General features: G+C 67.5%; 26 protein-coding genes. 17 read left to right on the forward strand and 9 right to left on the reverse strand.

The features are described 5' to 3' along the window. Window positions 1-12: 12 nt before the first annotated feature. The 4 genes from IB258_RS17260 (at window position 13) to IB258_RS17275 (ending at window position 5,131) form a co-directional block, all read left to right on the forward strand. Window positions 13-1,431, forward strand: a complete 1,419-nt coding sequence (locus IB258_RS17260; protein WP_119449898.1) for a cytosine permease — start codon at window positions 13-15, stop codon at window positions 1,429-1,431. A gap of 27 nt (window positions 1,432-1,458) precedes the next feature. Next, on the forward strand, window positions 1,459-2,988 hold the full coding sequence (gene hutH / locus IB258_RS17265) for a histidine ammonia-lyase (RefSeq protein ID WP_054455350.1): 1,530 nt from the start codon (window positions 1,459-1,461) through the stop codon (window positions 2,986-2,988). A gap of 26 nt (window positions 2,989-3,014) precedes the next feature. After that, complete coding sequence (hutI, locus tag IB258_RS17270) at window positions 3,015-4,232, forward strand: imidazolonepropionase (protein WP_192352943.1); 1,218 nt, start codon at window positions 3,015-3,017, stop codon at window positions 4,230-4,232. A 146-nt stretch (window positions 4,233-4,378) separates the two neighbouring features. Continuing rightward, a complete protein-coding gene (locus tag IB258_RS17275; protein WP_225590428.1) occupies window positions 4,379-5,131 on the forward strand; it encodes a carbon-nitrogen hydrolase family protein in 753 nt (250 codons plus the stop codon). 18 nt (window positions 5,132-5,149) lie between these two features. Here IB258_RS17275 and IB258_RS17280 read toward each other — a convergent pair whose 3' ends face one another. Further along, entirely contained in the window at window positions 5,150-6,559 is a 1,410-nt protein-coding gene (locus IB258_RS17280; RefSeq protein WP_054455906.1) for an MFS transporter, read from the reverse strand. A 182-nt stretch (window positions 6,560-6,741) separates the two neighbouring features. Between IB258_RS17280 and IB258_RS17285 the strand changes: the two genes are divergently transcribed. Then, window positions 6,742-7,719, forward strand: coding sequence for a tripartite tricarboxylate transporter substrate-binding protein (locus IB258_RS17285; RefSeq protein WP_192352945.1), 978 nt, complete (start codon window positions 6,742-6,744; stop codon window positions 7,717-7,719). Window positions 7,720-7,737: 18 nt separating this feature from the next. Here the strand turns inward: IB258_RS17285 and IB258_RS17290 are convergent, their stop codons facing one another. Further along, a complete protein-coding gene (locus tag IB258_RS17290) occupies window positions 7,738-8,688 on the reverse strand; it encodes a LysR family transcriptional regulator (RefSeq protein WP_175180383.1) in 951 nt (316 codons plus the stop codon). Between the two features lie 129 nt (window positions 8,689-8,817). Here IB258_RS17290 and IB258_RS17295 point away from each other — a divergent pair, with 129 nt between their 5' ends. Genes IB258_RS17295 through IB258_RS17305 form a run of 3 tightly spaced genes read left to right on the forward strand, consistent with a single transcriptional unit; the run spans window position 8,818 to window position 11,775 of the window. After that, on the forward strand, window positions 8,818-9,798 hold the full coding sequence (locus IB258_RS17295; protein ID WP_119449904.1) for a tripartite tricarboxylate transporter substrate binding protein: 981 nt from the start codon (window positions 8,818-8,820) through the stop codon (window positions 9,796-9,798). 27 nt (window positions 9,799-9,825) lie between these two features. Next, window positions 9,826-11,010 carry a M20 aminoacylase family protein gene (locus IB258_RS17300; protein WP_125470590.1) on the forward strand — a complete coding sequence of 395 codons (1,185 nt, stop codon included), beginning with the start codon at window positions 9,826-9,828 and terminating at the stop codon, window positions 11,008-11,010. A 27-nt stretch (window positions 11,011-11,037) separates the two neighbouring features. Next, a complete protein-coding gene (locus IB258_RS17305; protein ID WP_119449906.1) occupies window positions 11,038-11,775 on the forward strand; it encodes a phosphoribosyltransferase in 738 nt (245 codons plus the stop codon). 27 nt (window positions 11,776-11,802) lie between these two features. Here IB258_RS17305 and IB258_RS17310 read toward each other — a convergent pair whose 3' ends face one another. From IB258_RS17310 to IB258_RS17320, 3 genes are all read right to left on the reverse strand, one after another. After that, complete coding sequence (locus IB258_RS17310) at window positions 11,803-13,494, reverse strand: MFS transporter (RefSeq protein WP_192352946.1); 1,692 nt, start codon at window positions 13,492-13,494, stop codon at window positions 11,803-11,805. Window positions 13,495-13,640: 146 nt separating this feature from the next. Further along, on the reverse strand, window positions 13,641-13,985 hold the full coding sequence (locus tag IB258_RS17315) for a hypothetical protein (protein WP_054455334.1): 345 nt from the start codon (window positions 13,983-13,985) through the stop codon (window positions 13,641-13,643). A 10-nt stretch (window positions 13,986-13,995) separates the two neighbouring features. Next, complete coding sequence (locus IB258_RS17320; protein WP_192330554.1) at window positions 13,996-15,231, reverse strand: molybdopterin-dependent oxidoreductase; 1,236 nt, start codon at window positions 15,229-15,231, stop codon at window positions 13,996-13,998. Window positions 15,232-15,355: 124 nt separating this feature from the next. Between IB258_RS17320 and IB258_RS17325 the strand changes: the two genes are divergently transcribed. Beyond that, complete coding sequence (locus IB258_RS17325) at window positions 15,356-15,751, forward strand: DUF2809 domain-containing protein (protein WP_119449909.1); 396 nt, start codon at window positions 15,356-15,358, stop codon at window positions 15,749-15,751. Window positions 15,752-15,802: 51 nt separating this feature from the next. Here IB258_RS17325 and IB258_RS17330 read toward each other — a convergent pair whose 3' ends face one another. Further along, window positions 15,803-16,018 carry a hypothetical protein gene (locus IB258_RS17330; RefSeq protein ID WP_054455330.1) on the reverse strand — a complete coding sequence of 72 codons (216 nt, stop codon included), beginning with the start codon at window positions 16,016-16,018 and terminating at the stop codon, window positions 15,803-15,805. Between the two features lie 237 nt (window positions 16,019-16,255). Between IB258_RS17330 and IB258_RS17335 the strand changes: the two genes are divergently transcribed. The 4 genes from IB258_RS17335 to IB258_RS17350 all read left to right on the forward strand — a co-directional run bounded on the left by IB258_RS17335 (window position 16,256) and on the right by IB258_RS17350 (window position 18,041). Further along, the gene (locus tag IB258_RS17335; RefSeq protein WP_054455904.1) at window positions 16,256-16,987 is read left to right on the forward strand and encodes a TenA family transcriptional regulator; all 732 of its coding nucleotides are present in this window, start codon (window positions 16,256-16,258) and stop codon (window positions 16,985-16,987) included. 72 nt (window positions 16,988-17,059) lie between these two features. Next, on the forward strand, window positions 17,060-17,359 hold the full coding sequence (locus IB258_RS17340) for a 2Fe-2S iron-sulfur cluster-binding protein (RefSeq protein ID WP_054455328.1): 300 nt from the start codon (window positions 17,060-17,062) through the stop codon (window positions 17,357-17,359). 5 nt (window positions 17,360-17,364) lie between these two features. Then, complete coding sequence (locus tag IB258_RS17345; RefSeq protein ID WP_054455326.1) at window positions 17,365-17,694, forward strand: hypothetical protein; 330 nt, start codon at window positions 17,365-17,367, stop codon at window positions 17,692-17,694. Beyond that, a complete protein-coding gene (locus IB258_RS17350) occupies window positions 17,691-18,041 on the forward strand; it encodes a 2Fe-2S iron-sulfur cluster-binding protein (RefSeq protein ID WP_054455325.1) in 351 nt (116 codons plus the stop codon). The genes IB258_RS17345 and IB258_RS17350 overlap by 4 nt, the downstream gene beginning before the upstream one ends. An 85-nt stretch (window positions 18,042-18,126) precedes the next feature. On the opposite strand, the gene IB258_RS17355 is transcribed toward IB258_RS17350, so the two are convergent. Together IB258_RS17355 and IB258_RS17360 are read right to left on the reverse strand one after the other, a co-directional pair. Next, window positions 18,127-18,846 (reverse strand): GntR family transcriptional regulator, encoded by a 720-nt coding sequence (locus tag IB258_RS17355; RefSeq protein ID WP_054455322.1) that lies wholly within the window; start codon window positions 18,844-18,846, stop codon window positions 18,127-18,129. A gap of 79 nt (window positions 18,847-18,925) precedes the next feature. After that, window positions 18,926-19,669: a sulfite exporter TauE/SafE family protein gene (locus tag IB258_RS17360; protein ID WP_054455320.1), complete on the reverse strand. Its 744-nt coding sequence runs from the start codon at window positions 19,667-19,669 to the stop codon at window positions 18,926-18,928. A 229-nt stretch (window positions 19,670-19,898) separates the two neighbouring features. Between IB258_RS17360 and IB258_RS17365 the strand changes: the two genes are divergently transcribed. From IB258_RS17365 to IB258_RS17380, 4 genes are all read left to right on the forward strand, one after another. After that, on the forward strand, window positions 19,899-21,431 hold the full coding sequence (locus IB258_RS17365) for a hypothetical protein (protein ID WP_175162036.1): 1,533 nt from the start codon (window positions 19,899-19,901) through the stop codon (window positions 21,429-21,431). A gap of 177 nt (window positions 21,432-21,608) precedes the next feature. Next, on the forward strand, window positions 21,609-23,069 hold the full coding sequence (locus IB258_RS17370; RefSeq protein WP_054455318.1) for an aldehyde dehydrogenase family protein: 1,461 nt from the start codon (window positions 21,609-21,611) through the stop codon (window positions 23,067-23,069). Window positions 23,070-23,108: 39 nt separating this feature from the next. Then, the gene (locus IB258_RS17375) at window positions 23,109-23,588 is read left to right on the forward strand and encodes a heme-binding protein (protein WP_013391063.1); all 480 of its coding nucleotides are present in this window, start codon (window positions 23,109-23,111) and stop codon (window positions 23,586-23,588) included. Between the two features lie 12 nt (window positions 23,589-23,600). Further along, the gene (locus IB258_RS17380) at window positions 23,601-24,608 is read left to right on the forward strand and encodes a 2Fe-2S iron-sulfur cluster-binding protein (RefSeq protein WP_192352947.1); all 1,008 of its coding nucleotides are present in this window, start codon (window positions 23,601-23,603) and stop codon (window positions 24,606-24,608) included. Window positions 24,609-24,618: 10 nt separating this feature from the next. Here IB258_RS17380 and IB258_RS17385 read toward each other — a convergent pair whose 3' ends face one another. Next, window positions 24,619-25,056, reverse strand: coding sequence for a universal stress protein (locus IB258_RS17385; protein ID WP_054455315.1), 438 nt, complete (start codon window positions 25,054-25,056; stop codon window positions 24,619-24,621). Between the last annotated feature and the right edge of the window lie 50 nt (window positions 25,057-25,106).

The following is a 25,106-nucleotide window of genomic DNA, read 5'->3' on the forward strand; positions in this document are numbered from 1 at the left end:
CGAGACTACGCAATGACTCAGGACAGCCAGGCAGCAAGAGGGCCGCTCATCGAGCGGCGCTCGATCGATTTCATTCCCGAAACGGAGCGCCACGGCAAGCTCTACAGCCAGTTCACGCTGTGGATGGGCGCCAATCTGCAGATCACGGCCATCATCACCGGAGCCTTGGCGGTGGTGCTGGGCGGAGACGTTTTCTGGTCGCTGATCGGGCTGTTCGTCGGCCAGGTTTTTGGCGGCGCGGTGATGGCGCTGCATGCGGCCCAGGGACCCAAGCTGGGATTGCCCCAAATGATCTCCAGCCGGGTGCAGTTCGGCGTCTATGGCGCGGCGATCCCCATCGTGCTGGTGTGCCTGATGTACCTGGGATTCACGGCCACGGGCACGGTGCTGTCGGGGCAGGCCCTGGGCCAGTTGTTCGGCGTGAGCGATACGGCCGGCATCCTGATATTCGCCGCCGTGATCGCCGGGGTGACGTTGTTCGGCTACCGCATGATCCACATCATCGGGCGGATCGCGACGGTGCTGGGCATCATTGCCTTCTTCTACCTGTTCAGCCGCGTGATCGCGCTGGGCGACGTGGGCCAGTTGCTGCAGATCCGCCACTTCACGTGGAGTTCCTTCCTGCTGTCGGTGTCACTGGCGGCATCGTGGCAGATCGCCTATGGGCCTTACGTCGCGGACTACTCGCGCTATCTGCCGAGCCGGACCTCGTCGTTCAAGACCTTCCTGGCGGTAGGGCTGGGTTCGGTGCTGGGCGCGCAGATTGCAATGGTGCTGGGCGTGCTGGCCGCGGCCATGGCGGCCGGCCAGTTTGCCGGGCGCGAGGTCGCCTACATCGTCGGGCTGGGCGGCACGGGAGCCATGGCCGCGCTGCTGTACTTCACCATCGCGTTCGGCAAGGTCACGATTTCGACGCTGAACTCCTACGGCAGCTTCATGTGCATCGCGACCATCGCCAGCGGCTTTCGCGGACATGTGGAGATTTCCCGCCGGCAGCGCGCGCTGCTGGTGCTGGTGATCGTCGCAGCGGCCACGGCGGTGGCGCTGATCGGGCAGCATTCCTTCCTGAACGCGTTCAAGTCCTTCATCCTGTTCCTGCTGGCGTTTTTCGTGCCGTGGAGCGCGGTTAATCTGGTCGACTACTACTTCGTGAGCCGCGAGCAATACGACGTGGAAGCGCTGTCGGATCCGAATGGGCGCTATGGCCGTTGGAACTGGCCAGGGATCCTGATATATCTGTTCGGGGTGCTGGTGCAGATGCCCTTCATTTCGACCAAGCTCTACACGGGTCCGATGGTCGAGCGCCTGGGCGGGGTGGATATCTCGTGGATCATCGGCCTGGTCGTGCCCAGCATCCTGTATTACCTGTTCGCGCGCCGGGATGCCGTACCGCAACCTCGCGGCGCCGCCCGCGCCACCCATACGCTTTGACGCCGGCACTCGCCTAGGAGAACAACAATGGAATTGCATCTGACACCCGGCCACATGACCTTGGCGGACCTGCGGCGCGTCTATCAGCAGCCGGCGCGCGTGACGCTGGACCCGGCTGCCGCCGGGCCGATCGAGGCCAGCGTGGCCTGCGTCGAACGCATCATCGATGAAGGCCGCACGGCCTACGGCATCAACACCGGATTCGGGCTGCTCGCCACGACGCGGATCGCGCGCGAGGACCTGGAAGCCCTGCAGAGTTCGCTGGTGCTGTCGCACGCGGCCGGAGTGGGCGAGGCGCTGGACGACGCGATGGTGCGGCTGATCATGGTGCTGAAGATCAACAGCCTGGCGCGGGGTTATTCGGGCATCCGCCGCAAGGTCATCGACGCGTTGATCGCGCTGGTGAACGCCGAGGTCTATCCGCATATTCCGCTGAAGGGATCGGTGGGCGCGTCGGGCGACCTTGCGCCGCTGGCGCACATGTCCCTGCTGCTGCTGGGCGAGAGCAAGGCGCGCCATCGCGGCGCCTGGCTGCCCGCGCGCGAAGCGCTGGCCCAGGCGGGGCTGGAACCCCTGACGCTGGCGGCCAAAGAAGGTCTGGCGCTCTTGAACGGTACGCAGGTTTCGACGGCCTATGCGCTGCGCGGCCTGTTCGAGGCCGAGGATCTGCTGGCTGCCGCCCTGGTCTGCGGCAGCCTCAGCGTGGAAGCCATGCTGGCATCGCGCGCACCGTTCGATCCCCGCATCCACGCCGCGCGTGGTCAGCCTGGCCAGATCGACGTGGCGGCCGTGTACCGCGATCTGCTGACCGAGGACAGCGAGGTCGGGCATTCACACGCAAACTGCGACAAGGTGCAAGACCCCTATTCGCTGCGCTGCCAGCCGCAGGTCATGGGCGCCTGCCTGACGCAGATACGCCATGCGGCCCAGGTGCTGGAGATCGAGTCCAACGCGGTCTCGGACAATCCGCTGGTGTTTGCCGAGCAGGGCGACGTGGTGTCGGGCGGCAACTTCCATGCCGAGCCCGTGGCCATGGCGGCGGACAACCTGGCGTTGGCGCTGGCAGAGATCGGCGCGCTGTCCGAGCGCCGTATTTCGCTGATGATGGACAAGCACATGTCGCAGCTGCCGCCGTTCCTGGTGAGCAACGGCGGCGTGAACTCCGGCTTCATGATTGCCCAGGTGACCGCGGCGGCGCTGGCCAGCGACAACAAGGCGCTGGCGCACCCGGCCAGCGTGGACAGCCTGCCGACTTCGGCCAACCAGGAGGACCACGTGTCCATGGCGCCGAATGCGGGCAAGCGGCTCTGGCCCATGGCCGAGAACGTGCGCGACATCCTCGCGATCGAATGGCTGGGCGCCTGCCAGGGCCTGGATTTCCGCCAGGGCCTGAAGACCGCGCCCAAGCTGGAGCGTGCGCGCGGCCTGTTGCGCGAGAAAGTGGCGCATTATGAGCGGGACCGCTTCTTCGCACCCGACATCGAGGCGGCGAGTCTGCTCATCGCGGGCCAGGGTCTGACGGCGCTGGTGCCGGCGGGCCTGTTGCCCAGTCTTTAACGCCGGCGCGCAACAGGAGCCTACGCATGAGACAGGTCTGGCGCAATTGCCACGCAGCCACGATGGCGCAAGGCAAATACTCCGTGATCGAACGGGCCGCCATCGTCACGCGCGAGAACCGTATCGAATGGATCGGTCCCGAGGCAACGCTGCCGCCAGCGGACGTTGCGGGCGAGCATGACCTGGGCGGCGCATGGGTCACGCCCGGATTGATCGATTGCCACACCCATCTGGTGTTTGGCGGCGATCGCAGCCTGGAGTTCGAGCAGCGCCTGCAAGGCGTGGACTACGCCACCATTGCCGCGCAAGGCGGCGGCATCGCCAGCACCGTGCGCGCCACCCGCGCCGCCAGCGAGGACGAACTCTACGCCAGCGCGCGCAGGCGCGCCCTGCATCTGATGCGCGACGGCGTGACCACGCTGGAAGTGAAATCGGGCTATGGGCTGGACCTGCCCAACGAGCGCAAGATGCTCAGGGTGGTGCGGCGCCTGGGCCAGACTTTGCCGCTGACCGTCAGCGCGACCTGCCTGGCCGCGCACGCGCTGCCGCCCGAGTATGCCGGGCGGGCCGACGACTACGTCGATGAAGTTGCGCGCCGCATGTTGCCGGTACTGGCGGCCGAGGGCCTGATCGACGCGGTGGATGCCTTCTGCGAGCATCTGGCATTCACGCCGGCGCAGGTCGAACGGGTGTTCCAGGCCGCGGGTGAACTGGGGCTGCCCGTGAAGCTGCATGCAGAGCAACTGTCTTCGTTGCACGGCGCGACGCTGGCCGCACGTTATGGCGCCTGGTCGGCGGACCATCTGGAATACCTGACCGAAAGCGACGTGCTGGCAATGGCGCAGGCCGGCACGGTGGCGGTGCTGCTGCCTGGGGCGTTCTACGCCCTGCGCGAGACCAAGCTGCCTCCCATCGACCTGTTGCGCCGCCATGGCGTACCCATCGCCATCTCCAGCGACCTGAATCCCGGCACCTCGCCCGCTCTGTCGCTGCGGCTGATGTTGAGCATGGCCTGCACGCTGTTCCGCCTGACGCCCGAAGAATCGTTGGCGGGGGCGACGGCGCATGCGGCCAAAGCGCTGGGCCTGCAGGCCACGCATGGCACGCTGGAAGCCGGCAAGTATGCGGACTTCGTCGCCTGGGAGGTGCGGCATCCCGCCGAACTGGCCTACTGGATAGGCGGCGATCTGCCCAAGCGGGTGGTCCGGCATGGCGCGCTGGTCGACGCCGCAACGCTTGCCTGAAGCGGGCAGATCCGGACAGGATCGCGCCCGCAACGGACGGCTTGGACCCGCGCGCGTCCGCAGTCGCCGCAGGCGGTCTACCATCCGTGGATGACGCGCCCATCCCGGAGCGCGCGATCAGATTGGATGTGGGTATGCGGATATGCATGATGGAAGGGCCGGCCGATCTGGAGCCCAAGGGCGCGACCTGGGAAGGCATCGCCGAACGCATCGGCGAGCTGGCCCCGGATCTGTTGGTGACCAGTGAAATGCCGTTCGGCCCCTGGGTGGCCGCGGACCCGCAATACGACGCGGATCGCGCGGCAGCGTCGGTGCGCATCCACGAGGCGGGCCTGGGTGCGCTGGCGGCGCTGGGAGTGCCGGCCGTCGTGTCGTCGCGGCCGGTGCATGCGGGTGGACGGCTGGCCAACGAGGCGTTCGCCTTGCAGGACGGGCACTACACACGGCTGCACCACAAGCAGTACTTCCCGGAGGAACCGGGCTATTTCGAAGCGACCTGGTTCCATGCCGCCATGGACGGCTTCGAGGTATTCGAGGTGGGCGGCATACGCCTGGGCGTGCAGCTATGCACCGAATTGATGTTCAACGAGCGCTCGCGCGCCTACGGACGCGCGGGCGCCGAGCTGATCGTGGCGCCGCGAGCCAGTAGCGCGTCGACGCGCCGCTGGCTGACGGCGGGCGCCATGGCGGCGCTGGTGTCGGGCTGTTATGTGGTCAGCTCGAACCGAGCGGGGCGCACGGCGGCGGGGCAGGTATTCGGGGGGACGGCATTCGCGTTCCAGCCGGATGGCGAACCCCTGGCGCAAACCAGCGATACCGAATCCATCGTGGTGATCGAGGTGGATCCGGCGCGTGCGCGCGCGCAGCAGTCGCAGTACCCGTGCTACGTGCGGGAATAGCGCGGCGCTAGCGCGTCGCTAGCGCGTCGAGCCGGCCTGCGCCGGCTCGCTCGCGTCAAAGCGCAGCCGCGAAAAGCTGGCGACGCAGGCCAGCGCGGCGCACACGCAACCCAGCCACAGCGCGGCAATGGCGCCGTGCGTGCTGGAAATGTTGAAGCAGGCGGCCACCAGGGCCGCACCCGAGGCCTGGCCCAGCAGCCGCACCGTGCCTATCATGCCGCTGGCGCCGCCGGCGCGCGAGGCCGGCGCCGACATCATGATGGCGCGCAGGTTGGGCGACTGGAAGAAGCCGAAGCCGGCGCCGCACAGCGCCATGCGCCAGCAGAGGTCCCAGACTGATGGCGAGGCCGGCATCAGCGCCATTGAGGCCAGGCCCAGCGCCAGCAGGGCTAAACCCACGCCGCCCAGGGCGCCGGCCGCATAGCGGTCCGACAGCCGTCCCGCTATCGGCGCCATGATCGCCACCACTACCGGCCAGGGCGTGATGAGAAAGCCGGTCTGCACCTGGCTGTAGCCGAGCGTGGCTTGCAGCAGGAACGGCAGCGACACGAAGGCCAGCGCCTGCGCCGCGAACGCGCACACGGCTGTGGCTGCGGACAGCGCGAACAAGGGACGGCGCAACAGGTCCACCGCCAGGATGGGCGCGGGGTGGCCGGCCTGCCGGCGCATCAGCAGCCACAGGCTGGCTGCGGCGATGCCCCATTCCAGCGCCACGCGCGGCCAGGGGGCGGCGTGCGCCAATTCGTTGGACCCCAGCACGAACAGGCCCAGCGTCAGGGCGCACAGCACTGCGGCCAGGCCGTCGAAGCGATGCGGCGCGCGCGCGGTCCCGGGCAGCTTGCGCAGGCCCAGCGCGAAAGCCAGCAGGCCGATGGGCACGTTGATCAGAAACAGCCAGTGCCAGGATCCCAGCAGCAGGATGGCCGAAGCCACGGTCGGCCCCGCCGCGAAGGAGATGCCCACCACCATGGCGTTCAGGCCCAGGCCGCGGCCCAACAGGTGCGAGGGGTAGATGAAGCGCAGCAGCGCGCCATTGACGCTCATGACGCCGGCCGCGCCCAGGCCTTGCAGCACGCGCGCGATCACCAGCGTGGGCAAGGACGGCGCCAGGCCGCTGGCCAGCGAAGACAGGATGAAGATGGCGAGCCCCACGATATAGACTCGCCGGTGGCCCAGGATTTCGCCCAGCGCCGCGGCCGGCAGCAGGCCCGCCACCATGGCCAGCTGATAGCCGCTGACGATCCAGATGGACCCGGCATCGCTGGCCTGCAGGTCGCGCGCAATGGTGGGTAGCGCCGTGTTGGCGATGGCGGTGTCCAGGCTGGCCATGCACAGGGCCAGCATGACGGCCAGGAGCGCGCCCGGGCGTTCGGCTGCCGGCAGGCCGACGCCGGCCGGATAGACGGTATTGCGGGAGAACGAGAGCATGTACGGGACCACGGGGGGCAACGCGTCCGGACAGAGGGCCGGAAGCTGCGATCACTGATTCTAGAACGTGTTAAGGGATCCAGCCCGCGGACCGGGTGGAGAGCAGGCTTTCCTTGCAGGGCGTTTCTCCTTATCCTGCCGCCTGCGCGGCACCCGGCCGTGTTTCCAAGGAGTGGTCGACCATGCAATTTGGCGTATCCCAGCGCCGTCGCCGGCTCTTGCCGGCGCTCGCGCTGGGCGTTCTGGGCGCTGCGGCGGCAGGGCGTCTTGGGGCCGTGCCTCTGACTCGCATCCTGGTCGGCTTTCCGCCGGGGGGCGGGGTGGATGTGATCGCCCGTTTGTTGGCGCGGCAGTTGGAGGCCGGCCTGGGCGAGGTGGTGCTGGTCGAAAATCGGCCCGGCGCGGGGGGCTTGCTGGCGGCGCAGGAGCTGCTGGCCGCGCGCCCGGATGGGCATACCCTGCTGTTCACCAACGAGCACACCTTGGCCATCTTGCCGCATATCGTGGCGCAGGCCGGCTTTGCGTCGCCGGATGATTTCGCGGCGGTGGCACAGACGACCGACCAGAGCGCCATTGCGCTGGCGGTCAGGGCGGATTCGCCTTGGTTGAAGCTGCAGGATCTGCGCGGACACGAGGGGCCGCTGCCGGTGGGCGTGCCGGCGCCCGGCAGCGTGCCGGAGCTGGCCGTGGAGCTGCTGGCCGAGCGTTTCGGCGTGGCGGCCACGGCAGTGTGCTATCGCGGCGGCGCGCCATTGGTGACCGACCTGCAGGCCGGCTATCTGGCGCTGGGCCTGACATCCCTGGCCGAATTGCGGGAGCCGGCAAGCGCCGGGCGGCTGCGCCTGCTGGCGATTTCGGGTCCAGACCGCCATGCCGATCTGGCCGATGTTCCCACCTTTGCCGAGCAGGGCTTCGCGGGACTGGAGCGCGGCGGTGTGGCCGGCTTGTTCGCGCCGCGCGGCGTGGCGCCGGCCCGCGTCGAGCAACTGCAGCAGCAGGTGGCGCGGGCGCTCGAATCGGAGGAAGTCCGCATGCAGCTGCACTTGCAGGGGTCGCGTGTGAATTTCGGCGATGCCGCCACGCTGGCGCGCAACATGAACGCGATCCATCAGGCCTGGGCCGAACGCGCCGTGGCCTGGCGTGCGCGGACGGGAGGCTGAGCGCCCGCGTCCGGCTTTCTAGGGTGTCCGGATGGCTGCGCGTTCGCGCAGCAATTGGGCCAGTTCGGCGTGGCAAAGCCGCACCGCGGCGCGGGCCTGCTGTTCGGGCGCGCGCATCATCAGGCAGATGCGCCGCGTGAGCCGCGGACGCTGCAATGGCACGATGGCCAGGCCGTCCTGCCGCTGCCCCTGCGTGTACAGGCGCGAGATCAGGCCCACGCGCAATCCCGCGCGCACCAGGCTGTAAAGCGTGTCGGTGTAATTCAGGGTGTCGGTCGCGGCCAGGTCCGAGCCCAGCTGGCGCAGCGTGGCCACGATCATTTCGTAGGTGCTGCCGCGCGACAGCACAGCCAATGGCTCCGCCTTCAAATCCTGCCAGGTCACCGCCTGGCGCCGCGCCAGCCGGTGCGTATCGGCCAGCACCGCGACCAGGTCGTCCTCGGCCACGAAAGCCGCGGCCACGCCGGGCGTGAGACCGAAGTCCAGGCCCAGGCCAATATCCAGTTCGCCATTGCCCAGCGCGGCCATGAGTTCGTCGTTGAGGTGGTCGCTGAGGATCAGCACGATTTCGGGATGGCGCAGGCGCCATTGCGCCACCACCGGCGCCAGCAGGTGCATGGTGGACGGAATGCAGCCGATGCGCACCGTGGCGGCCTGCGTGTCCAGCAGGCGCTGCAGGTCTTCGGCGCCCTGCGTATAGCTGTTAAGCAGCCATTCGATCTGCGCGCGCGCCGCTTGTCCGGCGGGCGTCAGGCGCACATGGTGGGTGCTGCGCTCGAACAGGGCCACGCCCATCAGCGTTTCCAGCTCGCGGATGGCGGCGGACAGGGCCGGCTGGCTCAGCGCCAGGGCCTCGGCGGCGCGGCTGAAGCTGGCGTGGCGGGCCACTTCCTTGAAACCGCGCAGCTGGCGTAGCGTGGGCTGGCGGGCGGGGGCAGCGTGGCCATCGGAAGCAGGGCGCTTGGTCATAGATTTGCCTGATGAATCTATAAAAATATAGCATTTCAGTTATCACCGGGATCTGGTTAGGATGGCGCCGTCGCCCTCCTCCGCGCTGCCGGTTCCACGCGCGTTCCTCGCTCCGACCCCGCTCCTTCCATGTTCAAACGCCTGTTCCTGTCCGTGTCCGCGCTGGCCGCCGCGCTGTGCCTTGCCCCCGCGGCCGGCGCCGACACCTGGCCCGACGCCCGGCCCCTGACCCTGATCGTGCCGTTCAGTCCGGGCGGCAACGTCGACACCACGGCGCGCCTGGTGGCGCAAAAGCTGTCGGACCGCCTCAAGCAGTCCGTCATCGTCGACAACGTGGCGGGCGCGGGCGGCGTGCTGGGCGTGGCCAAGGCCGTGCATGCCAAGCCGGACGGCTACACGCTGGTGATGGGCTTTGACGGCCCGATCAGCGTGGCCCGGCTGATCAACTCGGCCGTGAAGTACGACGCCGAAGCCGATCTCGCGCCGGTGGCGCTGGTGACCACCGCGCCCGTGGTGTTGTTGGCGCGTCCGGGCCTGCCGGTGCAGAACATGGACGAGCTGATCGCGCTGGCGCGCGAGAAACCCGACACGCTGACCTACGCTTCGTCGGGCGTGGGCACCGTGCTGCATCTGGCGATGGAGGTGATGCAGGACCAGGCAAAGGTCAAACTGGTGCATGTGCCCTACCGCGGCGGCGCGCAGATCACCAACGACGTCATGGGCGGCCAGGTGGACCTGGGCCTGCTGGTGACCACGAGCGCCACGCCGCTGGTGCAGCAGAAGAAGTTGCACGCGCTGGGCGTGACGTCCGCCGCGCGCGTGGACACGTTGCCGCAGGTGCAGGCGTTTGGCGAGACGCCGGCGCTCAAGGGCTTTGAACTCAACACCTGGACCGGCGTGTTCGTGCCGGTTGGCACCGACCCCGCCGTGGTCGAGCGGCTGAACCTGGAGCTGAATGCGGTGCTGCGCATGGACGAGGTGCAAAAGCGCCTGGCCGAAGGCGGCGCCATGCCCGGACAGGGCACGCCGCAGGATTTCGCCGCTTTCCTGAAGAAGGAAAAAGCCTTGTACGCGCACATCGTGAAGAGCGCCAACATCCAGCAGGAATAGGCCTGCCCCTTTGCAGGAAGCCATGCCATGAATACACCCCCCGTGCTGCCCGAGATCCAGGCCATCCAGGAAGAGATGGTGGCGCTGCGCCATCGCATCCACGCCAATCCCGAACTGGCCTATCAGGAGGTCGCCACGGCCGAACTGGTGGCCGAAAGGCTGGCGGCCTGGGGCTACGAAGTGCATCGCGGCCTGGGCGTGACCGGCGTGGTGGGCACCTTGCGCCGGGGCAGCGGCGCGCGCCGGCTGGGCCTGCGCGCCGATATGGACGCCCTGCCCATCCATGAGACCACCGGCCTGCCCTACGCCAGCCAGAATCCCGGCAAGATGCACGCCTGCGGCCACGACGGCCACACGGCCACGTTGCTGGCCGCGGCCCGCGCGCTGGCCGAACGCAGCCGTTTCGACGGCACCGTGCACCTGATCTTCCAGCCCGCCGAGGAAGGCCATGGCGGCGCGCAGAAGATGATTGCCGACGGCCTGTTCGAACGCTTTCCTTGCGACGCCGTCTACAGCTTCCACAACGAGCCGGGCTATCCGGCCGGCCATTTCGGCTTCCGCTCCGGCGTGATGTACAGCTCGTCCGACACGGTAATCCTGACCGTCAGCGGCGTGGGCGGCCATGGGGCCATGCCGCACGTGGCGGTGGACCCCATCGTGGCGGCGGCCAGCATCGTGCTGGCCTTGCAGACCATCGTCTCGCGCGAGATCGATCCCAACGACATGGCGGTGGTGACCATAGGCGCCATCCACGGCGGTGACGCGCCCAACGTGATTCCCAAGTCGGTGGAGCTGCGCCTGACGGTGCGCGCACGCCGCCCTGAAACGCGCGCGCTGCTGCGCCAGCGCATCACGGCGATCGCTACGGCGCAGGCCGCCGTGCACCGCGCCAGCGTCGACGTGGACTACCGCTGGCGCTATCCGCCGGTGGTCAATGACCGCGCCGCCACGCAGTTCGCGGCCGAGGTCGCGCGCGGCTGGCTGGGCGAACACCTGCTGATCCCTGACCTGGAGCCGTTGCAGGCCAGCGATGATTTCGCCTTCATGCTGGAGCAGGTGCCCGGCAGCTATTTCATCGTTGGCAATGGCGAGGGCGAAGGCGGCTGCATGGTGCACAACCCCGATTACGATTTCAACGACGACATCCTGCCGGTCACGGCCAGCTACTGGGTGACGCTGGCGGAAGCCTATCTGGCCGCCGGCGCGCGCTGACCGGCAGCCGCTACTTTTCCGCGACGCATGACTGCCTCACACGACCCGATTGCCGCCGGCGCGCCGGCCTTCGACGCCACCACCGACTACTGGCAGGAGATCGTCAGCGCCGATGCGCTGGCGCTGCCGGTGGGTCCGCCCTATTCCCGCGGCTATCCAGCACGGCTGCCTGACGGCCGCTACCTGGTGCTGCCGCTGCGCGGCGTGCCCGGCGACCCTGATCGCTGCGTGGCCTCGCTGATCGCCAACCATGCCAGCCTGGAGGTGGTCGATGCCCTGGCCGGCTTCATGGCCGAGCGCGCGCGCGCCTTCAAGGCCGAGGTCGTCGTGGGCCTGCCGACGCTGGGCCTCGCTTTCGCGCCCATGGTGGCGCGCGGCCTGGGGTTCACGCGCTACGTGCCCTTCGGTTATTCGCGCAAGTATTGGTACGACGAACGCCTGGCCGTGCCGGTACAGTCGCTGACCACGCCGGATGCCGGCAAGCTGCTGTACGTGGATCCGAATCTGGCGGGCAGCCTGGCGGGGCGCCGCGTGCTGGTGGTGGACGACGCCGTCAGCACGGGGCAGACGATGCTGTCCGCGCTGGAACTGCTGGCGCGCTGCGGCGCGGAAGTGGCGGGCATCGTCGTGGCCATGTGCCAGGGCGAGCGCTGGCGCGAGCGGCTGGTGGACGCGGATGGCGCGCCGATTCCGGTGGCCTGTGCGTTCGAGTCGCCGCGCATGCGCCGCACGGCCGCGGGCTGGGCGCCCGAAACGGCCGCCTGAAGCCCGGCAGGCCCGTCGGCGCGGCGCTTACAGGGATTCCGGATCGCGGCGCAGCGAGAAGCCCTGCGCCTCGTTCATGGCCAGATAGCTGACGTTGCGCGACACCACCGGCGGCTTGTCGCCGGCGTGCAGCGCGCGCACCTTGTCCAGCACCATCTTGTCCTCCAGCGTCATGCGGTCGATCATGCGCAGGTACTGCATCCAGCTTTCCACCAGGAAGACTTCGCGCCAGACGCCCTCGCGCTCCAGGTCGCGGAACAGCTGCCATTGCTGCGCGCCGTTGCGCAACCGCATCAGGCGCAGCGGATGCGCCGCGCCGATCAGCGCGGACAGCTTTTCCTTTTCGATCAGGTACTCCACGGCGACCAGCACCGCGCCGTGCTGCGTGTTGAAGCCGACCGCGGCCATCGCCGGCTCGGTGGCGTCCGCGCGCGCCAGCGACGTGGTGTCCAGATGTTCGGGCAGCCGCGAGCGGTACATCAGCGCGACGGTGATGTCCAGCATGATGCCGGCGGTGGCCAGGGCGCCGGAAACGCCCATGGTGCCGGCGAAATGGCCCCACATGAAGGAGCCAGCCGCCAGGCCGCCGAAGATGGCCGTCTGGTACAGCGCCAGCGCGCGCGCCTTGACCCAGTCCGGCACCAGCATCTGGACGGTGGTGTTGTAGGTGGCCAGCACGCCGATCCAGCAGCTGCCGGACAGCAGCAGCGCGGGAAAAGCCACCCACAGGGTGCCGGCCAGGCCCAGCGCCAGCAGGCACGCGGCCAGGAGGGCCGCCGCCACGCTGATCAGGCCGCTCGCGCCCAAGGTCGCCTGGACCCGCCGCACCACGGCGCTGCCGAGGATCGCGCCCAGGCCCAGTGCGCCCAGCATGTAGCCGTACAGCAGGGCGCTGCCGCCTTCGTGTTCGTGCGCCAGCAGCGGTAGCAAGGCCCATAGCGCGCTGGCCGACAGGCCAAAGGCGAACGAGCGCAGCATCACGACGCGGGTGACGGTTGAATGCTGGGTGTAGCGCAGCGCGGCGACCACGCCTTCCAGGATGCCTTCGGGCGGCAGGCGGCGCACGGGCAGGTCGCGTTTCCAGCGCCAGATCGCCCAGATCAGGCCGCCGTAGCAAAAGCAGTTCAGCAGGAACACCCAGGGCGCGCCCATGGCGCCCAGCAGCAGGCCGCCGATGGCCGGGCCGACCGCGCGCGCCACGTTGAAGTTGACGCTGTTCAGCAGTACCGCGCTGCCGACATGCGCGCGCGGCACCTGTTCGCCTACGGCGGCCTGCCAGGCTGGCGTGACGATGGCGCTGCCGATGGCGATGCAGAACACCGACGCGATCAGCGTGATGGGATGCAGCAGGCCGGCAAAGGCCAGGATGGTGATGAAGACGCCGCCCGTCAGCTCCAGCAGCATGCCGGTCAGCATGACCTTGCGGCGGTCGTAGTTGTCCGCCAGCACGCCGGTCAGGATGGACAGCGCCACCAGCGGGAAGGCGGCGGCTACCTGGATCATGGCGACCATCAGCGGGCTGCTTTGCTCGGTGGTGATGATCCATGCGGCAGCGACGGATTGCGCCCAGGTGCCCAGGTTGGCGAACAGGTTGGCGATCCAGATGATGCGGAACGCCGGAAACGCGAAGGGGGATAGCGTGCTGACCTGCAGCACGGGGGCGGGGGCGGCTGGCGCGTCCGCGGGCAGATCGGTGTTGGCCGAAACGGGTTGCAGCATGGGGTTCTTCCGGGGCGCCGCGCGGGCGCTCCTTTCGGACGTAGTCTGGGTCGGGTAATGGTACGCCTAAGCCAGCGATCGAAGGGAGCGCGCGCGGCGCTGCGGGGCGGTCGCGCGCCGCCCCGGGGCTGCTGCAGGGAGGCCGCCTATTGCTTGGCGGCCGGGGCCGGCGCAGGGGCCGGCGGATAGGCCTGGTTCAGGTATTCCACGATCAACGGCACCTGGTCGGCGGGGATGGGGGCGCCGTAGGTGCCCACCATCTTCTTGACCTCGGCGTCCCAGAAGCCCAGGGGCATGGGCGGCTGCGACGATACGTAGTCCACCGAATGGCACATCAGGCACAGGGCCGCATGCTGGGCCCCCGCGCCGGTGCCGGAATGCAGTGTGGCGGTTTCCTGGGGCAGCTTGATTTCCAGGGCCTGGGCGGCCGGGGAGAGACAGGCGCAGGCCAGCGCGAGCGCCGGCAGGCAGCGACGGATAAGGCGGTTCATGGCGCTCTCCTCAGGCGGCGGTGACGCGGACGGTTTCGACCACGTTGCGCATGTAGCCGGCCGGGTTCCACAGCGGGTCCAGCGGCTGGGTTTCGCCGGCCGTGTTGGTGGCGCGGACCTTCAGCGTGTAGTCGCCGGCGGTCTTGGGCGTGAAATCGGCGTGCCATTCGCGGAAGGAATAGCGGCCCAGGTCGCGGCCGAGCTTGGCGGCCTGCCAGGTCTTGCCGTCGTCCGACGAGAACTGGACCTCGCGTATGCCCTTGCCCCCATCGAAGGCGATGCCGCGCACCTGTACCGGCTTGCCGCGGGCGACGCGGGCGCCTTCGGCAAGGCTGGTGATGAAGCTGCGCACGTTGTAGCGGCCGATGGGGCGCGTCTTCTCCGGCGCCTTGCCCGGCGGCGTGCAGGCGCAATCATTGTCGGGAATGCGGTAGGCCTTCTGCATCCAGAAGCCGTCGAACTCCTTGTCCAGCACCTTGATGTCGGCCAGGTGCTTGACCCAGTAGGTGCCGTAGTACCCCGGCACCACCAGGCGCACGGGATAGCCGTTGAGCATGGGCAGGTCAGCGCCGTTCATGGCGTAGGCCAGCATGACTTCGCCGTCCAGGGCATGGGCGGCGTCCAGCGCCTTGACGAACTCCGGCGTGCCGGGCAGCACCGGGCGGTCCATGCCCTCGAACGTCACCTGGCGCGCGCCGGCGCGGATGCCGGCTTTTTCCAGCACGCGCTTGAGCGGGATGCCCAGCCAGCGGGCATTGCCCATGGCGCCGTTGCCCAGTTGCCCCCCGCCCACGCGTGGCGCGAAGAAGCCGCGGCTGTTGCCCGAGCACTGGGTGACAGCCACCAGTTCCACGGGCTTGCCGAACTGCTGCTTCAGGTCCGCCAGCGACAGCTCCAGGGGTTTGTCCACCAGCCCGCTGACCTTGATGCGGTAGGTGTTCAGGTCGATGGCGGTGGGGATGTTGCCCAGGTGGTAGCGCACGAAGAACGCGTCGTTGGGCGTGATGATGTTCTCATTGAAGACCGCGAACGGCGTTTCCAGCTGCGGCGGGCGCGAGGTCTGGCGGATCAGGGGCCGCTTTTGCGGATAGGCGATCAGGTCGCGCTCGCCGTTGGCGAACGGCAGCGTGACGGTGGCCGGCGCCGCCAGGCTGGTCAGCGCATGGCCGGCCAGCGTGCCGGTGGCGCCCAGCGTACAGGCCTGGCGCAGGAAGCGCCGGCGCCCATTCGGGTCGGATGTGCTCATCTTGGTGTCTCCTCGTTCTTGTCAGCGCCCTGCCCCGGCGCGTTCAGACGAGCCTACGCGCGGCGGCCTGACAAATGCGTTAACGTCCGCGCTGCCCGTTTCAATTTCCGCGTTTTTCGCACCGATGACCCTGACCTTCAACAAGCGCGCCTTTGCCGCGCTGCTGGCCGTAACCGCGCTGGAAGCGCTGATCGCCACCCTGGGCGCGCCCTATCCCCTGTTGCGGGGCTTCGTGGGCGACGTGGTGGCGGTGGGCTGGGCCTATCTGGTGTATCGCAGCTTCATCGGCGCGGGCGTGCTGCCGCTGGCGCTGGCCGCGCTGTTCACCGGCTACGCGGTGGAACTGGGGCAGTACCTGGCCCGGTATTTCGGCTGGCGGCTGGAGCAGCCGGTATTGCGCGTGATCCTGGGCAGCGTGCCCGACTGGTGGGACATGCTGGCCTATACGCTGGGGTTCTTCCTGGTGCTGGCGCTGGCCGCCTGGAACCGGCGGCGGGGCGCCGCGTTGCGCGGCGCCTAGGCGCTTTTCGTCTTTCTGCCCGGCCGAATCAGCCGGGCTTCCATCAGGGAATCAGCCTGCCTGGCAGACCGGCGCGTCGTCGTGCGCGTGCGCGGCGGGCTTGGCTGCGCGCAGCGGCTGCAGGCGGGCGTTGCGGAACGGCGCGAAGAGCTCGGCCCAGGACGAAGGAAACAGCGGGGTGGCGTGGCGCACGGCGTCGCGGCGGGCGTAATGCGTCAGCAATTGTTGGCCGATCGGGGCGTCTCCCAGGGGATGGCGGGTATTCATGGTATTTCCGTATTGCATTGAAAGTGTATTCATTGTACCAGTGCGCGCGCATTCCGGCCAGCCCCCGCGTGCGCACGCCAAGTCATTGATCCATAAAGACTGTCCCTGTTTATTGGGCAGCGTTTGACCAATCTCCGGGATTGCCCTAGCAGTTCAAAATAGTAGACGGTATACAATGTTCAACATACCCGGGCTTAGACCAGCCTGGAATCCTCACCAATGGACCTGGAGCGAGTCATGGCTGAACTGATGAACCGAGATGAATTCCGTACCGCGTTGGAAAACGCGATCAAGGGCAAGAGCGCCAACGCTTCGCCCTTTTCCATCGCCTGGGCAGAAGGCAAGCTCAGCCGCCAGCATCTGCAGCGCTGGGCCGAGAACCACTACCACTACGTGGGCCCGTTCGCCGACTACCTGGGCTATCTGTACGCCCGCACGCCCGATTCCTACACCGAGGCCAAGGACTTCCTGCTGGCCAATATGTATGAAGAGGAAATCGGGGGCGACCGCCACACGGACCTGCTGATCCGCTTTGCCGAAGCCTGCGGCACCACCCGCGAACGCGTCACCAACCCCGACAACATGTCGCCCACCACGCGCGCCCTGCAAAGCTGGTGCTACGCCGTGGCCATGCGCGAGGACCCCATCGTGGCGGTGGCCGGGCTGGTGGTGGGCCTGGAATCGCAAGTGCCGTCCATCTACCGCAAGCAGACCCCGACCCTGCGCGAGAAGTACGGCTTCACCGACGAGGAAGTGGAGTTCTTCGACCTGCACATCGTGTCCGACGAAATCCACGGCGAACGCGGCTACCAGATCGTGCTGGAGCACGCCAACACGGTGGACCTGCAGCAGCGCTGCCTGAAGATCTGCGAGATCGGCGCGCAGATGCGGCTGCTGTACACGACCGCGCTCTACACCGACTACGTGCAGCAGGAAATCACGCTGCCCGAACTGGGCCTTGCCGCCTGAGCACACCGCAAGGCCGTCTGGCGCTTTCGCGCCGGACGGCCGCGGCCCCGCAGACCCCAGAGCAGAGTATCCATGCCTACCATCGTGTTTCATAAGGGCGGCCAGACCTACACCGACGTGGTGAAGGACAACACCAACCTGGTGGTGCGGGCCGGCATCAAGCAGTTTCCGTATCCGCATCTGCGCTACGAATGCGGCATGGGCAAGTGCGCCAAATGCGCTTGCCGCGTGCTGGCCGGGGCCGAGCATCTGCCGCCGGTGAACTGGAAGGAAAAAAAGCAGCTGGGCGAACGCATCGACCAGGGTTACCGGCTGGCGTGCCAGCTCTGGCTTACCAGTGATATCGAGCTGGTCCAGGACGTGGAGGCGTAGCGGCAATGGACCCGGTATACGTCATATTGACCACCAAGCCCGGCGTATTCCGCACGGAAGCGGACGATGGCGCGGTGGATATCCTTGAAACCTACGATTACGCGTTCTACGGCCGCGCGCTGGCCGTCTACCGCATCGCCCGCCTGCATGGCGACACCAAGCTCATCGTCACCGAGGAAACGCCGCCCTACGTGGTGAACCGCGTGCCCTCCAAATTCCTGGAGAAGTTCGCGTCGGTGGAAGCCGCCCGCAAGGAACTGGCCCACCTGACGCGCTTTGGCAGCATGGAATCGACCTTGACGCTGCGCTCCGGCGCGGTCGCCGCGGAGCACTGAACAACATGGTCCAGATCACATTCATCTCCAATGGCGGCAAGGTCGCCACGGCGCCCGAGAACAGCAATCTGCTGCGCGTGTCGCTCAAGGAAAAGGGCGGCATTCCCTTCAAGTGCGGCGGCGGCCTGTGCGGCACCTGCAAGTGCCGCATCGAGGAAGGGCTGGAAAACACCGACGCCATCAAGCCGAAGGAGCGCAAGCATCTGCGTCCCGAAGACTTCGAGGCCGGCTACCGCATGGCCTGCCAGACCTTCGTCAATGGCGATGTGAAGGTGTCGTGGGTGATCCAGAACGGCAAGGGCGTGGTGGTCGGCGCGGCGTCCGATCCCGTGGAAGCGGCGACCTGAGGGCTGCAAGGCCCTGGCCGACCGGCGCTGGCTCCTGGCCGCGCGGCCGGCTCGGTGTGATGAGTTTCAGGCGCGGTAGGCCCGTTCAGGCCACCGACGCGTGCGGCTGCTGCTGGGCTTCCGTATAGGCCTTGGCGGCGTTATGCACGTGCTGGCTGGCCAGCAGCGCGGCCAGGTCGCCGTTGCCGGCGATGACGGCGTTGAGGATCTGGGAATGCTCATCCCAGTTCTGCTTGGCGCGCAGCATATTGCTGGGCGCGAACAGCAGCGCCGTACGGTCGCGCAACGAACGCATCAGGTCGGTCAGCACCACGTTGCCGCCGATGGTGGCCAGCATTTCGTGGAACTGGGAATTCAGCGCCAGGAACTTGTCCAGCTGTTCGCCGCGCGCCGCTTCCGTGCCTTCGCGCAGGAAGGCCTGCAGGCGTTCCACGGTTTTCTCATCGCGGCGCTGCGCCGCGAGCTTGGCGTTCAGGCCTTCCAGCGTGGCGCGCACCTCCACCATGTCGTAGGCGACGGCGTCGGACAGCACCGACACGGACGCGCCGCGGCGCGGCTCGATGGTCACCAGGCCTTCGGCGGCCAATGCGCGCAGCGCTTCGCGCACGGGGATGCGCGAGACGCCCATTTCCTCGGACAGGCGGCCCTCGACCAGGCGGTCGCCGGGCGTGAACTCGCCGCTGAGGATGCGCTCGCGCAGCTTGTCGCGGATGACGGCAAACAACTGCGGATGCTGCTCGCCGATCTTCAGCGAGGCGGAATGCTGCGTTGCTGCGGCTTGCGGGCTGACGGGTGAGGTTGTCATGGCGAGCAGGTTTGGCTTAATGGATACAGTCTCCATTGTATTACCGGGTGTAGCTGCATGGCTTGGGGGGCGCACCGCATCAGTGTCCCCAAAAAGCCTTGGCCAGTACGCCCAGCGCGCCCAAGGCGCATACCGCCAGCAGCACGCCGCGCACCGCGCGCGGCGGCAGACGGTGGCGCAGCCGGTTGGAGACCGCAAAACCGGCCAGCAGGAAAGGCGCCAGGCTGAGCGCCAGTCCGGCGTGATAGCCCGTATACCGCTTGGCCCATGCCAGCATGGCCAGCGAGAAGATCGATCCCAGGAACAGCACCATGCCGAGCGTGGCGCGCAGGCGCGGCGGCGCCGCGTGCTGCATCACGATGGCGATGGGCGGCGCGCCCACCGAGGTCATGGTGCCCATGATGCCCGAGGCCACGCCCGCGCCGGACACGCGTCCAGGCGTGGCGGAAAAGTGCAGGCCGGCCGCGCTCAGCGCCACGGCCACCAGGATCAGGGCGGCGAACAGCACCCCCAGCGCCTGCGGCGCGAAGCGCGTCATGGCGTAGATCGCGATCAGCGTACCGACGGCGCGTCCCGCCAGCGCGTAGGACACCGAAGGCCAGTCGATGGCGGCCCGCTCGCGCAATGCGGTCAGCAGCGAAATGAAGCCGCCCAGCGTCAAGAGCGGCCCCGGCGCCAACTGCGGAAAGAACATGGCCGCCACCGGCGCGGCGAACATCGCGAAGCCCACGCCGCCCACGCCCTGCGCGATCGCGGCGCCGAACACCACGGCGGCCATGGTGGCGTACTGCAGAAGATCGGGATACGGCAGGGAGGATGGCATGCCTGGAGTAGTCTTTACTATGTATACGATAGTCTATCCAGGATTTTTCCGAATTTCATGAAGTGCTTCAAAAACTAGGGTAATCCCCTGATTTTTCGGCGCTATTCATGGATTTTTCAGAATTATCGCTTTCCCTAGGCGCTGCATATTTTGATTGGTATGACTACAAACGAAATATAGTATACCGAACGTGGCGACATAACTGCCACGCATACAAGGGGAATAGCACATGCAAGCGGACGTAGTGCTCAACGCTGCTCACTGGATGTACCTGATCAGCGTGGCCGCCATCATCCTGACGATGATTCTGCGGGCCAACGTGGTGGTGCCGTCGGTCATCGGCACCTTTCTGGTGGTGCTGGCCATCACGGGCAATCCGATCAGCGCCCTGATAGGCATCTTCTCGGCCAGCTTCGTGGCGGCCAAGGAGCTTTTCAACATCTTCCTGGTGATCACCTTCATGACGGCGCTGCTCAATGCGCTGAAAACCCTGCAGGCGGACGTGCGCATGGTGCAGCCGTTTCGCCGCGTCATGCGGGGCGGGCATTCGTCCTTCCTGATCATCGCCCTCTGTACTTATGTGATCTCGCTGTTCTTCTGGCCGACGCCGGCGGTGCCGCTGGTGTCCGCCATCCTGCTGCCCGCGGCCATCGCGGCGGGCCTGCCACCCTTGGCGGGCGCCATGGCCATCGCCATCGCCGGCCAGGGCATGGCGCTGTCCTCGGACTACGTGATCGGCGTGGCGCCCAGCATCAGCGCCAAGGCTGCCGGGGCGGCGGTCAGCGCCGCCGTGGTCGCGGACCGCGCGCTGGTGCTATCGCTCATCACCGGCGGGGTCGCGCTGGTGGCCGCTTACCTGCTGATCCGCAAGCACATCGTGCCGGCCGATGCGGGGCTCCTGTCCGCCTGGCAGGCCCGCGCGCAGGACGGCAGCCTGGCGCGCATCGAACAGTCCGGCTCCTTCGACAAGGCCGAGCTGGCCCGGGGCACCATGGGCGCGGACCCTGCCTTGCCCAGCGGCCCGGCCCTGAGCGACGAAGAGCGCCGCCGCGTGCGCTGGTCCAAGACCTTTGCCGTGGTGACGCCGTTGGCCTTTCTCGCGGTGATCGCGGTCATGGTGCTGCCGCGCCTGTTCCCGTCCCTGCCCGCGCTGCGCGGCGGCGATGCGGCGGCGCTGGTGGGCGGCGTGGCCTTTGTCGTGATGATGCTGGTGACCCTGGCCGCGGAAGGCCCGCGCAAGATGCTGGACGTCTGTCCGGAACACGTCACCGACGGCTTCGTGTTCGCCTTCAAGGCCATGGGCTCGGTGCTGCCGATCGCGGGTTTCTTCTTCGTGGGCGCCAATGAAACCGCCGCGCAGATCCTGGGCGTGCCGCAAGCGCAGGCGCCGGGCCTGCTGTTCGAGGTGATCTCCGCCGGCCAGCACCTGATCCCCGAAAACCATTTCCTCGTGGCGTTCGGCGTGCTGCTGGTCGGGATGATCACCGGCATCGACGGATCGGGCTTCGCCGGCCTGCCCCTGACCGGCACCCTGTCCGGCGCCCTGGGCCCTGTAGTGGGCGTGGACCCGGCGACGCTGGCGGCAGTGGGCCAGATGGGCGCGGTCTGGACGGGCGGCGGCACGCTGATCGCCTGGTCCTCGCTGATCGCGGTGGCGGGCTTTGCGCGGGTGAACGTGTTGTCGCTGGTGCGCGCCTTGCTGGTGCCGGTGCTGCTGGCGCTGTTCGTCTCCACGATCTGCGCCGTGCTGATCTGGAGCTGATACCTGTTTGTGGCGCTGCTTTGGGGGTCCCTGCGGGGACCCTTTTTTCCAGGTGGCGACCTGTCCGGAGCAGGGGTTTACACGTATCGATCCATATTGATTAAAGTATACAATGTTCATAAGCCAACCCGCCCAGGCACTTGCGGCCAGACGGGCGCAGACTAAGGAAGAGCTTCCGTGGACGATCTCTCGCAGCAAACATTCCTGAACCACATCGGCGGCAGCTGGGTGCCCAGCGGCACCGGCAAGACGGCGCCCAACATCAACCCGGCCGACACCAGCGACATCGTGGGCCGTTTCCAGGTGTCGGACGCCGAAGACGCCCGCCAGGCGGTGGCATCCGCCGAGGCCGCCTTCGCCGGCTGGCGCGATACGCCGATCTCCAAGCGCGCCGCCATCCTGTTCCGCGCGGCCCAGTACCTGGAAGACCACGCCAACGACATCGCGCGCGAATTGACCCGCGAAGAGGGCAAGAGCCTGAACCTGGCCCGGGACGAGGTGCTGCGTTCGGCGCAGACGATCCGCTTCTACGCAGTGGAAGGGCAGTCATTCACGGGCGAAACCTATCCCAACGACGATCCGGACATGGTGGTCTACAGCCAGCGCGAACCGCTGGGCGTGGTGACGGTGATTTCCCCCTGGAACTTCCCTATATCCATCCCCGCCCGCAAGATTGCCCCGGCGCTCATCACGGGCAATACCGTGGTGTTCAAGCCCTCGTCCGACGCGCCCATGTCGGGCTACCGGCTGACCGAAGCCTTCGTGCAGGCAGGCCTGCCGGCCGGGGTGCTGAACTTCCTGACCGGCCCGGCCGGCGCCGTGGGCGAGGCCATCACCGGTGCGCGCGCGGTACGGGCGATTTCCTTTACAGGCTCCACCGCCGCGGGCGAGCAGATACACCGGACCGCCGGCCTGACCACCCGCACGCAGATGGAACTGGGCGGCAAGAATCCCTTGATCGTGCTGGCGGACGCCGACCTGGACCGCGCCGTGGACCTGACTGTGAAGGGCGGCTTTTCGCTCAGCGGCCAGGCCTGCACCGGCACCAGCCGGGTGCTGGTGGACAAGCGCGTGCGCCAGGCCTACACCGACAAGCTGCTGGCCCGCATCAAGACGCTGACCATAGGCAACGGCCTGGACGGCAACTTCGACCTGGGGCCGCTGGCCACCGCCAAGCAGCTGGACAACGTGCTGGGCTACGTGGCGGTCGGCAAGCAGGAGGCCACGCACCTGTACGGCGGCGACCGCCTGACGGGTGCCGGGTTCGAGCGCGGCTATTACGTGTCGCCCGCGCTGTTCACCGACGTCACGCAGCAGATGCGCATCGCCCGTGAAGAGATTTTCGGCCCGGTGATCGCGCTGATTGAAGTGGACGGCTACGAAGACGCCATTGCCCGCGCCAACGACACCGAATACGGCCTGTCGGCCGCCATCGCCACCACCGATGCGCGCTATGCCCACCGTTTCGCCCGCGACATCCAGGCCGGCACCGTGAAGATCAATCGGACCACCACCGGCAACCTGATCAACGCGCCGTTCGGCGGACTCAAGCACTCCAGCACTTCCACGTTCCGCGAATCGGGGCGCGTGGGACTGGAGTTCTACACGCAGATCAAGACTGTCTACCGCGCCGGCTGAGGCTGCGGTCCCTACACGCAAGCAAAGGAGGTCATCCCCATGAAGCAGGTCTATCGTCTGGAACTTGAAGAAGCGCGCGTGATGGTGCGCGCGGCCATCGCCAAATCGGAAGAGATCGGCGTGCTGGAGACGATTTGCATCGTCGACGACGGCGGCTATCCCATCGCGCTGGAACGCATGGACGGCGCCCGCATCACCGGCCCGCAGATTGCCTGGAACAAGGCATTCACAGCGGCCGGGCACAAGCGTTCCACGCATCTGTTCAACACGCCGCCCAACGGTCCCGCGCTGCCCGGCAACGAAGCGTTCGGCATCCAGTGGAGCTTTGACGGCAAGTTCGCCGTGTTTGTCGGCGGCTTTCCCATTGTGGTCAACAACGAAGTGATCGGCGGCGTGGGCCTGAGCGGCGGCAACGGCGAACAGGACACCAAGGCTGGTCTGGCCGCGCTTGCGGCACTGGCGACGCTGCTGGAGCCGCGCGGCATGAAAGTGCTGGTCGAGGCTGACATCAAGAAATAAGCGAGGCCGGCCATGGCATACCGCGTGCATATCCTGCAAACCGACGAGTCGTTCCAGGTCGAAGAAGGCGAATCCGTGCTGCAGGCCGCCGAACGCTCGGCGGTGAAGCTGCCGCACGAGTGCACCTTCGGCGGCTGCGGCACCTGCCGCATCAAGCTGGAATCCGGCGCCGTGGAGTACGAAGAGTTCCCCATGGCCCTGACAACCGAAGAAGCGGCCGAAGGCTACGCGCTGGCCTGCCAGGCCCGGCCCCTGGGCGATCTTTGCATCAGCGTGGCCAGCAGCCGGCAGTCGTTTCCCGAACCGCGCCGCCTGCCCGCCACCATCCACCGCATCGAGCGCTTCTGCGATGACGTCATCCACCTGACGCTGGCGCTGCCAGAAGCGGGCCTGGAGTACGTGCCGGGCCAGTACATGAACGTGGTGCTGCCCGACGGCGAGACGCGCAGCTTTTCCATGGCTTCGGCGCCCGCCGGCAACCTGGTGGATTTCCATGTGCGTCGCATTCCCGGCGGCCGTTACACCGATCAGTGGCTGGGCCAGGCGCAAGCCGGCGCCGGCATGGAGATCGAAGCGCCGCTGGGCGTATTCAGCTACCACGAGGAAGACTGGCGGCCGCTCATCATGATGGCCACGGGGACCGGCATCGCGCCGATCAAGGCCATCCTGGAATCGCTGCTGGACAACGAGGACTGCCCGCCCGTCACGCTCTACTGGGGCATGCGCACCGAAGCAGACCTGTATCTGCGCGACGAGATCGAAAGCTGGGCGGGGCGGCTGTACGAATTCAACTTCGTGCCGGTGCTGTCGCGCGCGGGCGCCGATTGGCAGGGCCGCCGCGGCCATGTGCAGCAGGCGGTCCTGGAGGACCACCAGGATCTGTCCGAGCACGCCTTCTACCTGTGCGGCGCGCCGGACATGATCCACGAAGCCAAGAGCCTGCTGGCCGCGCGCGGCGCCAGCCTGGATCACATGTACTCCGACAGCTTCACCTTCCAGCACGCGCTGGCCGCGGCCTGAGCGGCCGCGCCTAGCGGTACACCAGCACCGGCAGCTTGGTGCGCGCCAGCACGCGCTGGGTTTCGCTGCCCAGCAGGAAGCCCGTCATGCCGTGGCGGCCGTGCGAACCCATGACGATCAGGTCGCAGCCCTGGTTCTGCGCCGCCTCGACGATGGCTTCGTGCGGATGGTCGTTGACCGTGACCACGGCATTGCACGGCACCAGCGCGTGGCGCGCTTCCATTTCCAGGTTGTCCAGGTAGGTTTGCGCATTCTTGCGCGCCTGGTCGGTGTGGTGCGCCTGCGTGGTGCCCAGCATTTCGGCCTGGTAGACCAGCAGATGGTCCTCCGGAATGGCGCGGATGAGCGTGACGGTGGCTCCCATTTCCTTGGCGAAAACAAGAGCGCGCTTGAAAGCCGATTCAGACAGCAGGGAGCCGTCCACGGCGACGAGCAGGTGCTTATACATGTTGCCTCTCCTTTAGGAAAAGGAATCGGGAGCAACTAGCCAATCCAGTA

This window comes from Achromobacter sp. ACM02 (assembly GCF_014851605.1).
GTDB lineage: Bacteria > Pseudomonadota > Gammaproteobacteria > Burkholderiales > Burkholderiaceae_B > Achromobacter > Achromobacter aegrifaciens.

What these genes read in the sequence shown, in the direction of transcription:
- IB258_RS17260 (WP_119449898.1), top strand. Translation starts at nt 13, where the DNA reads ATGACTCAGGACAGCCAGGCAGCAAGAGGGCCGCTCATCGAGCGGCGC.
- hutH (WP_054455350.1), top strand. Translation starts at nt 1,459, where the DNA reads ATGGAATTGCATCTGACACCCGGCCACATGACCTTGGCGGACCTGCGG.
- hutI (WP_192352943.1), top strand. Translation starts at nt 3,015, where the DNA reads ATGAGACAGGTCTGGCGCAATTGCCACGCAGCCACGATGGCGCAAGGC.
- IB258_RS17275 (WP_225590428.1), top strand. Translation starts at nt 4,379, where the DNA reads ATGATGGAAGGGCCGGCCGATCTGGAGCCCAAGGGCGCGACCTGGGAA.
- IB258_RS17280 (WP_054455906.1), bottom strand. Translation starts at nt 6,559, where the DNA reads ATGCTCTCGTTCTCCCGCAATACCGTCTATCCGGCCGGCGTCGGCCTG.
- IB258_RS17285 (WP_192352945.1), top strand. Translation starts at nt 6,742, where the DNA reads ATGCAATTTGGCGTATCCCAGCGCCGTCGCCGGCTCTTGCCGGCGCTC.
- IB258_RS17290 (WP_175180383.1), bottom strand. Translation starts at nt 8,688, where the DNA reads ATGACCAAGCGCCCTGCTTCCGATGGCCACGCTGCCCCCGCCCGCCAG.
- IB258_RS17295 (WP_119449904.1), top strand. Translation starts at nt 8,818, where the DNA reads ATGTTCAAACGCCTGTTCCTGTCCGTGTCCGCGCTGGCCGCCGCGCTG.
- IB258_RS17300 (WP_125470590.1), top strand. Translation starts at nt 9,826, where the DNA reads ATGAATACACCCCCCGTGCTGCCCGAGATCCAGGCCATCCAGGAAGAG.
- IB258_RS17305 (WP_119449906.1), top strand. Translation starts at nt 11,038, where the DNA reads ATGACTGCCTCACACGACCCGATTGCCGCCGGCGCGCCGGCCTTCGAC.
- IB258_RS17310 (WP_192352946.1), bottom strand. Translation starts at nt 13,494, where the DNA reads ATGCTGCAACCCGTTTCGGCCAACACCGATCTGCCCGCGGACGCGCCA.
- IB258_RS17315 (WP_054455334.1), bottom strand. Translation starts at nt 13,985, where the DNA reads ATGAACCGCCTTATCCGTCGCTGCCTGCCGGCGCTCGCGCTGGCCTGC.
- IB258_RS17320 (WP_192330554.1), bottom strand. Translation starts at nt 15,231, where the DNA reads ATGAGCACATCCGACCCGAATGGGCGCCGGCGCTTCCTGCGCCAGGCC.
- IB258_RS17325 (WP_119449909.1), top strand. Translation starts at nt 15,356, where the DNA reads ATGACCCTGACCTTCAACAAGCGCGCCTTTGCCGCGCTGCTGGCCGTA.
- IB258_RS17330 (WP_054455330.1), bottom strand. Translation starts at nt 16,018, where the DNA reads ATGAATACCCGCCATCCCCTGGGAGACGCCCCGATCGGCCAACAATTG.
- IB258_RS17335 (WP_054455904.1), top strand. Translation starts at nt 16,256, where the DNA reads ATGGCTGAACTGATGAACCGAGATGAATTCCGTACCGCGTTGGAAAAC.
- IB258_RS17340 (WP_054455328.1), top strand. Translation starts at nt 17,060, where the DNA reads ATGCCTACCATCGTGTTTCATAAGGGCGGCCAGACCTACACCGACGTG.
- IB258_RS17345 (WP_054455326.1), top strand. Translation starts at nt 17,365, where the DNA reads ATGGACCCGGTATACGTCATATTGACCACCAAGCCCGGCGTATTCCGC.
- IB258_RS17355 (WP_054455322.1), bottom strand. Translation starts at nt 18,846, where the DNA reads ATGACAACCTCACCCGTCAGCCCGCAAGCCGCAGCAACGCAGCATTCC.
- IB258_RS17360 (WP_054455320.1), bottom strand. Translation starts at nt 19,669, where the DNA reads ATGCCATCCTCCCTGCCGTATCCCGATCTTCTGCAGTACGCCACCATG.
- IB258_RS17365 (WP_175162036.1), top strand. Translation starts at nt 19,899, where the DNA reads ATGCAAGCGGACGTAGTGCTCAACGCTGCTCACTGGATGTACCTGATC.
- IB258_RS17375 (WP_013391063.1), top strand. Translation starts at nt 23,109, where the DNA reads ATGAAGCAGGTCTATCGTCTGGAACTTGAAGAAGCGCGCGTGATGGTG.
- IB258_RS17380 (WP_192352947.1), top strand. Translation starts at nt 23,601, where the DNA reads ATGGCATACCGCGTGCATATCCTGCAAACCGACGAGTCGTTCCAGGTC.
- IB258_RS17385 (WP_054455315.1), bottom strand. Translation starts at nt 25,056, where the DNA reads ATGTATAAGCACCTGCTCGTCGCCGTGGACGGCTCCCTGCTGTCTGAA.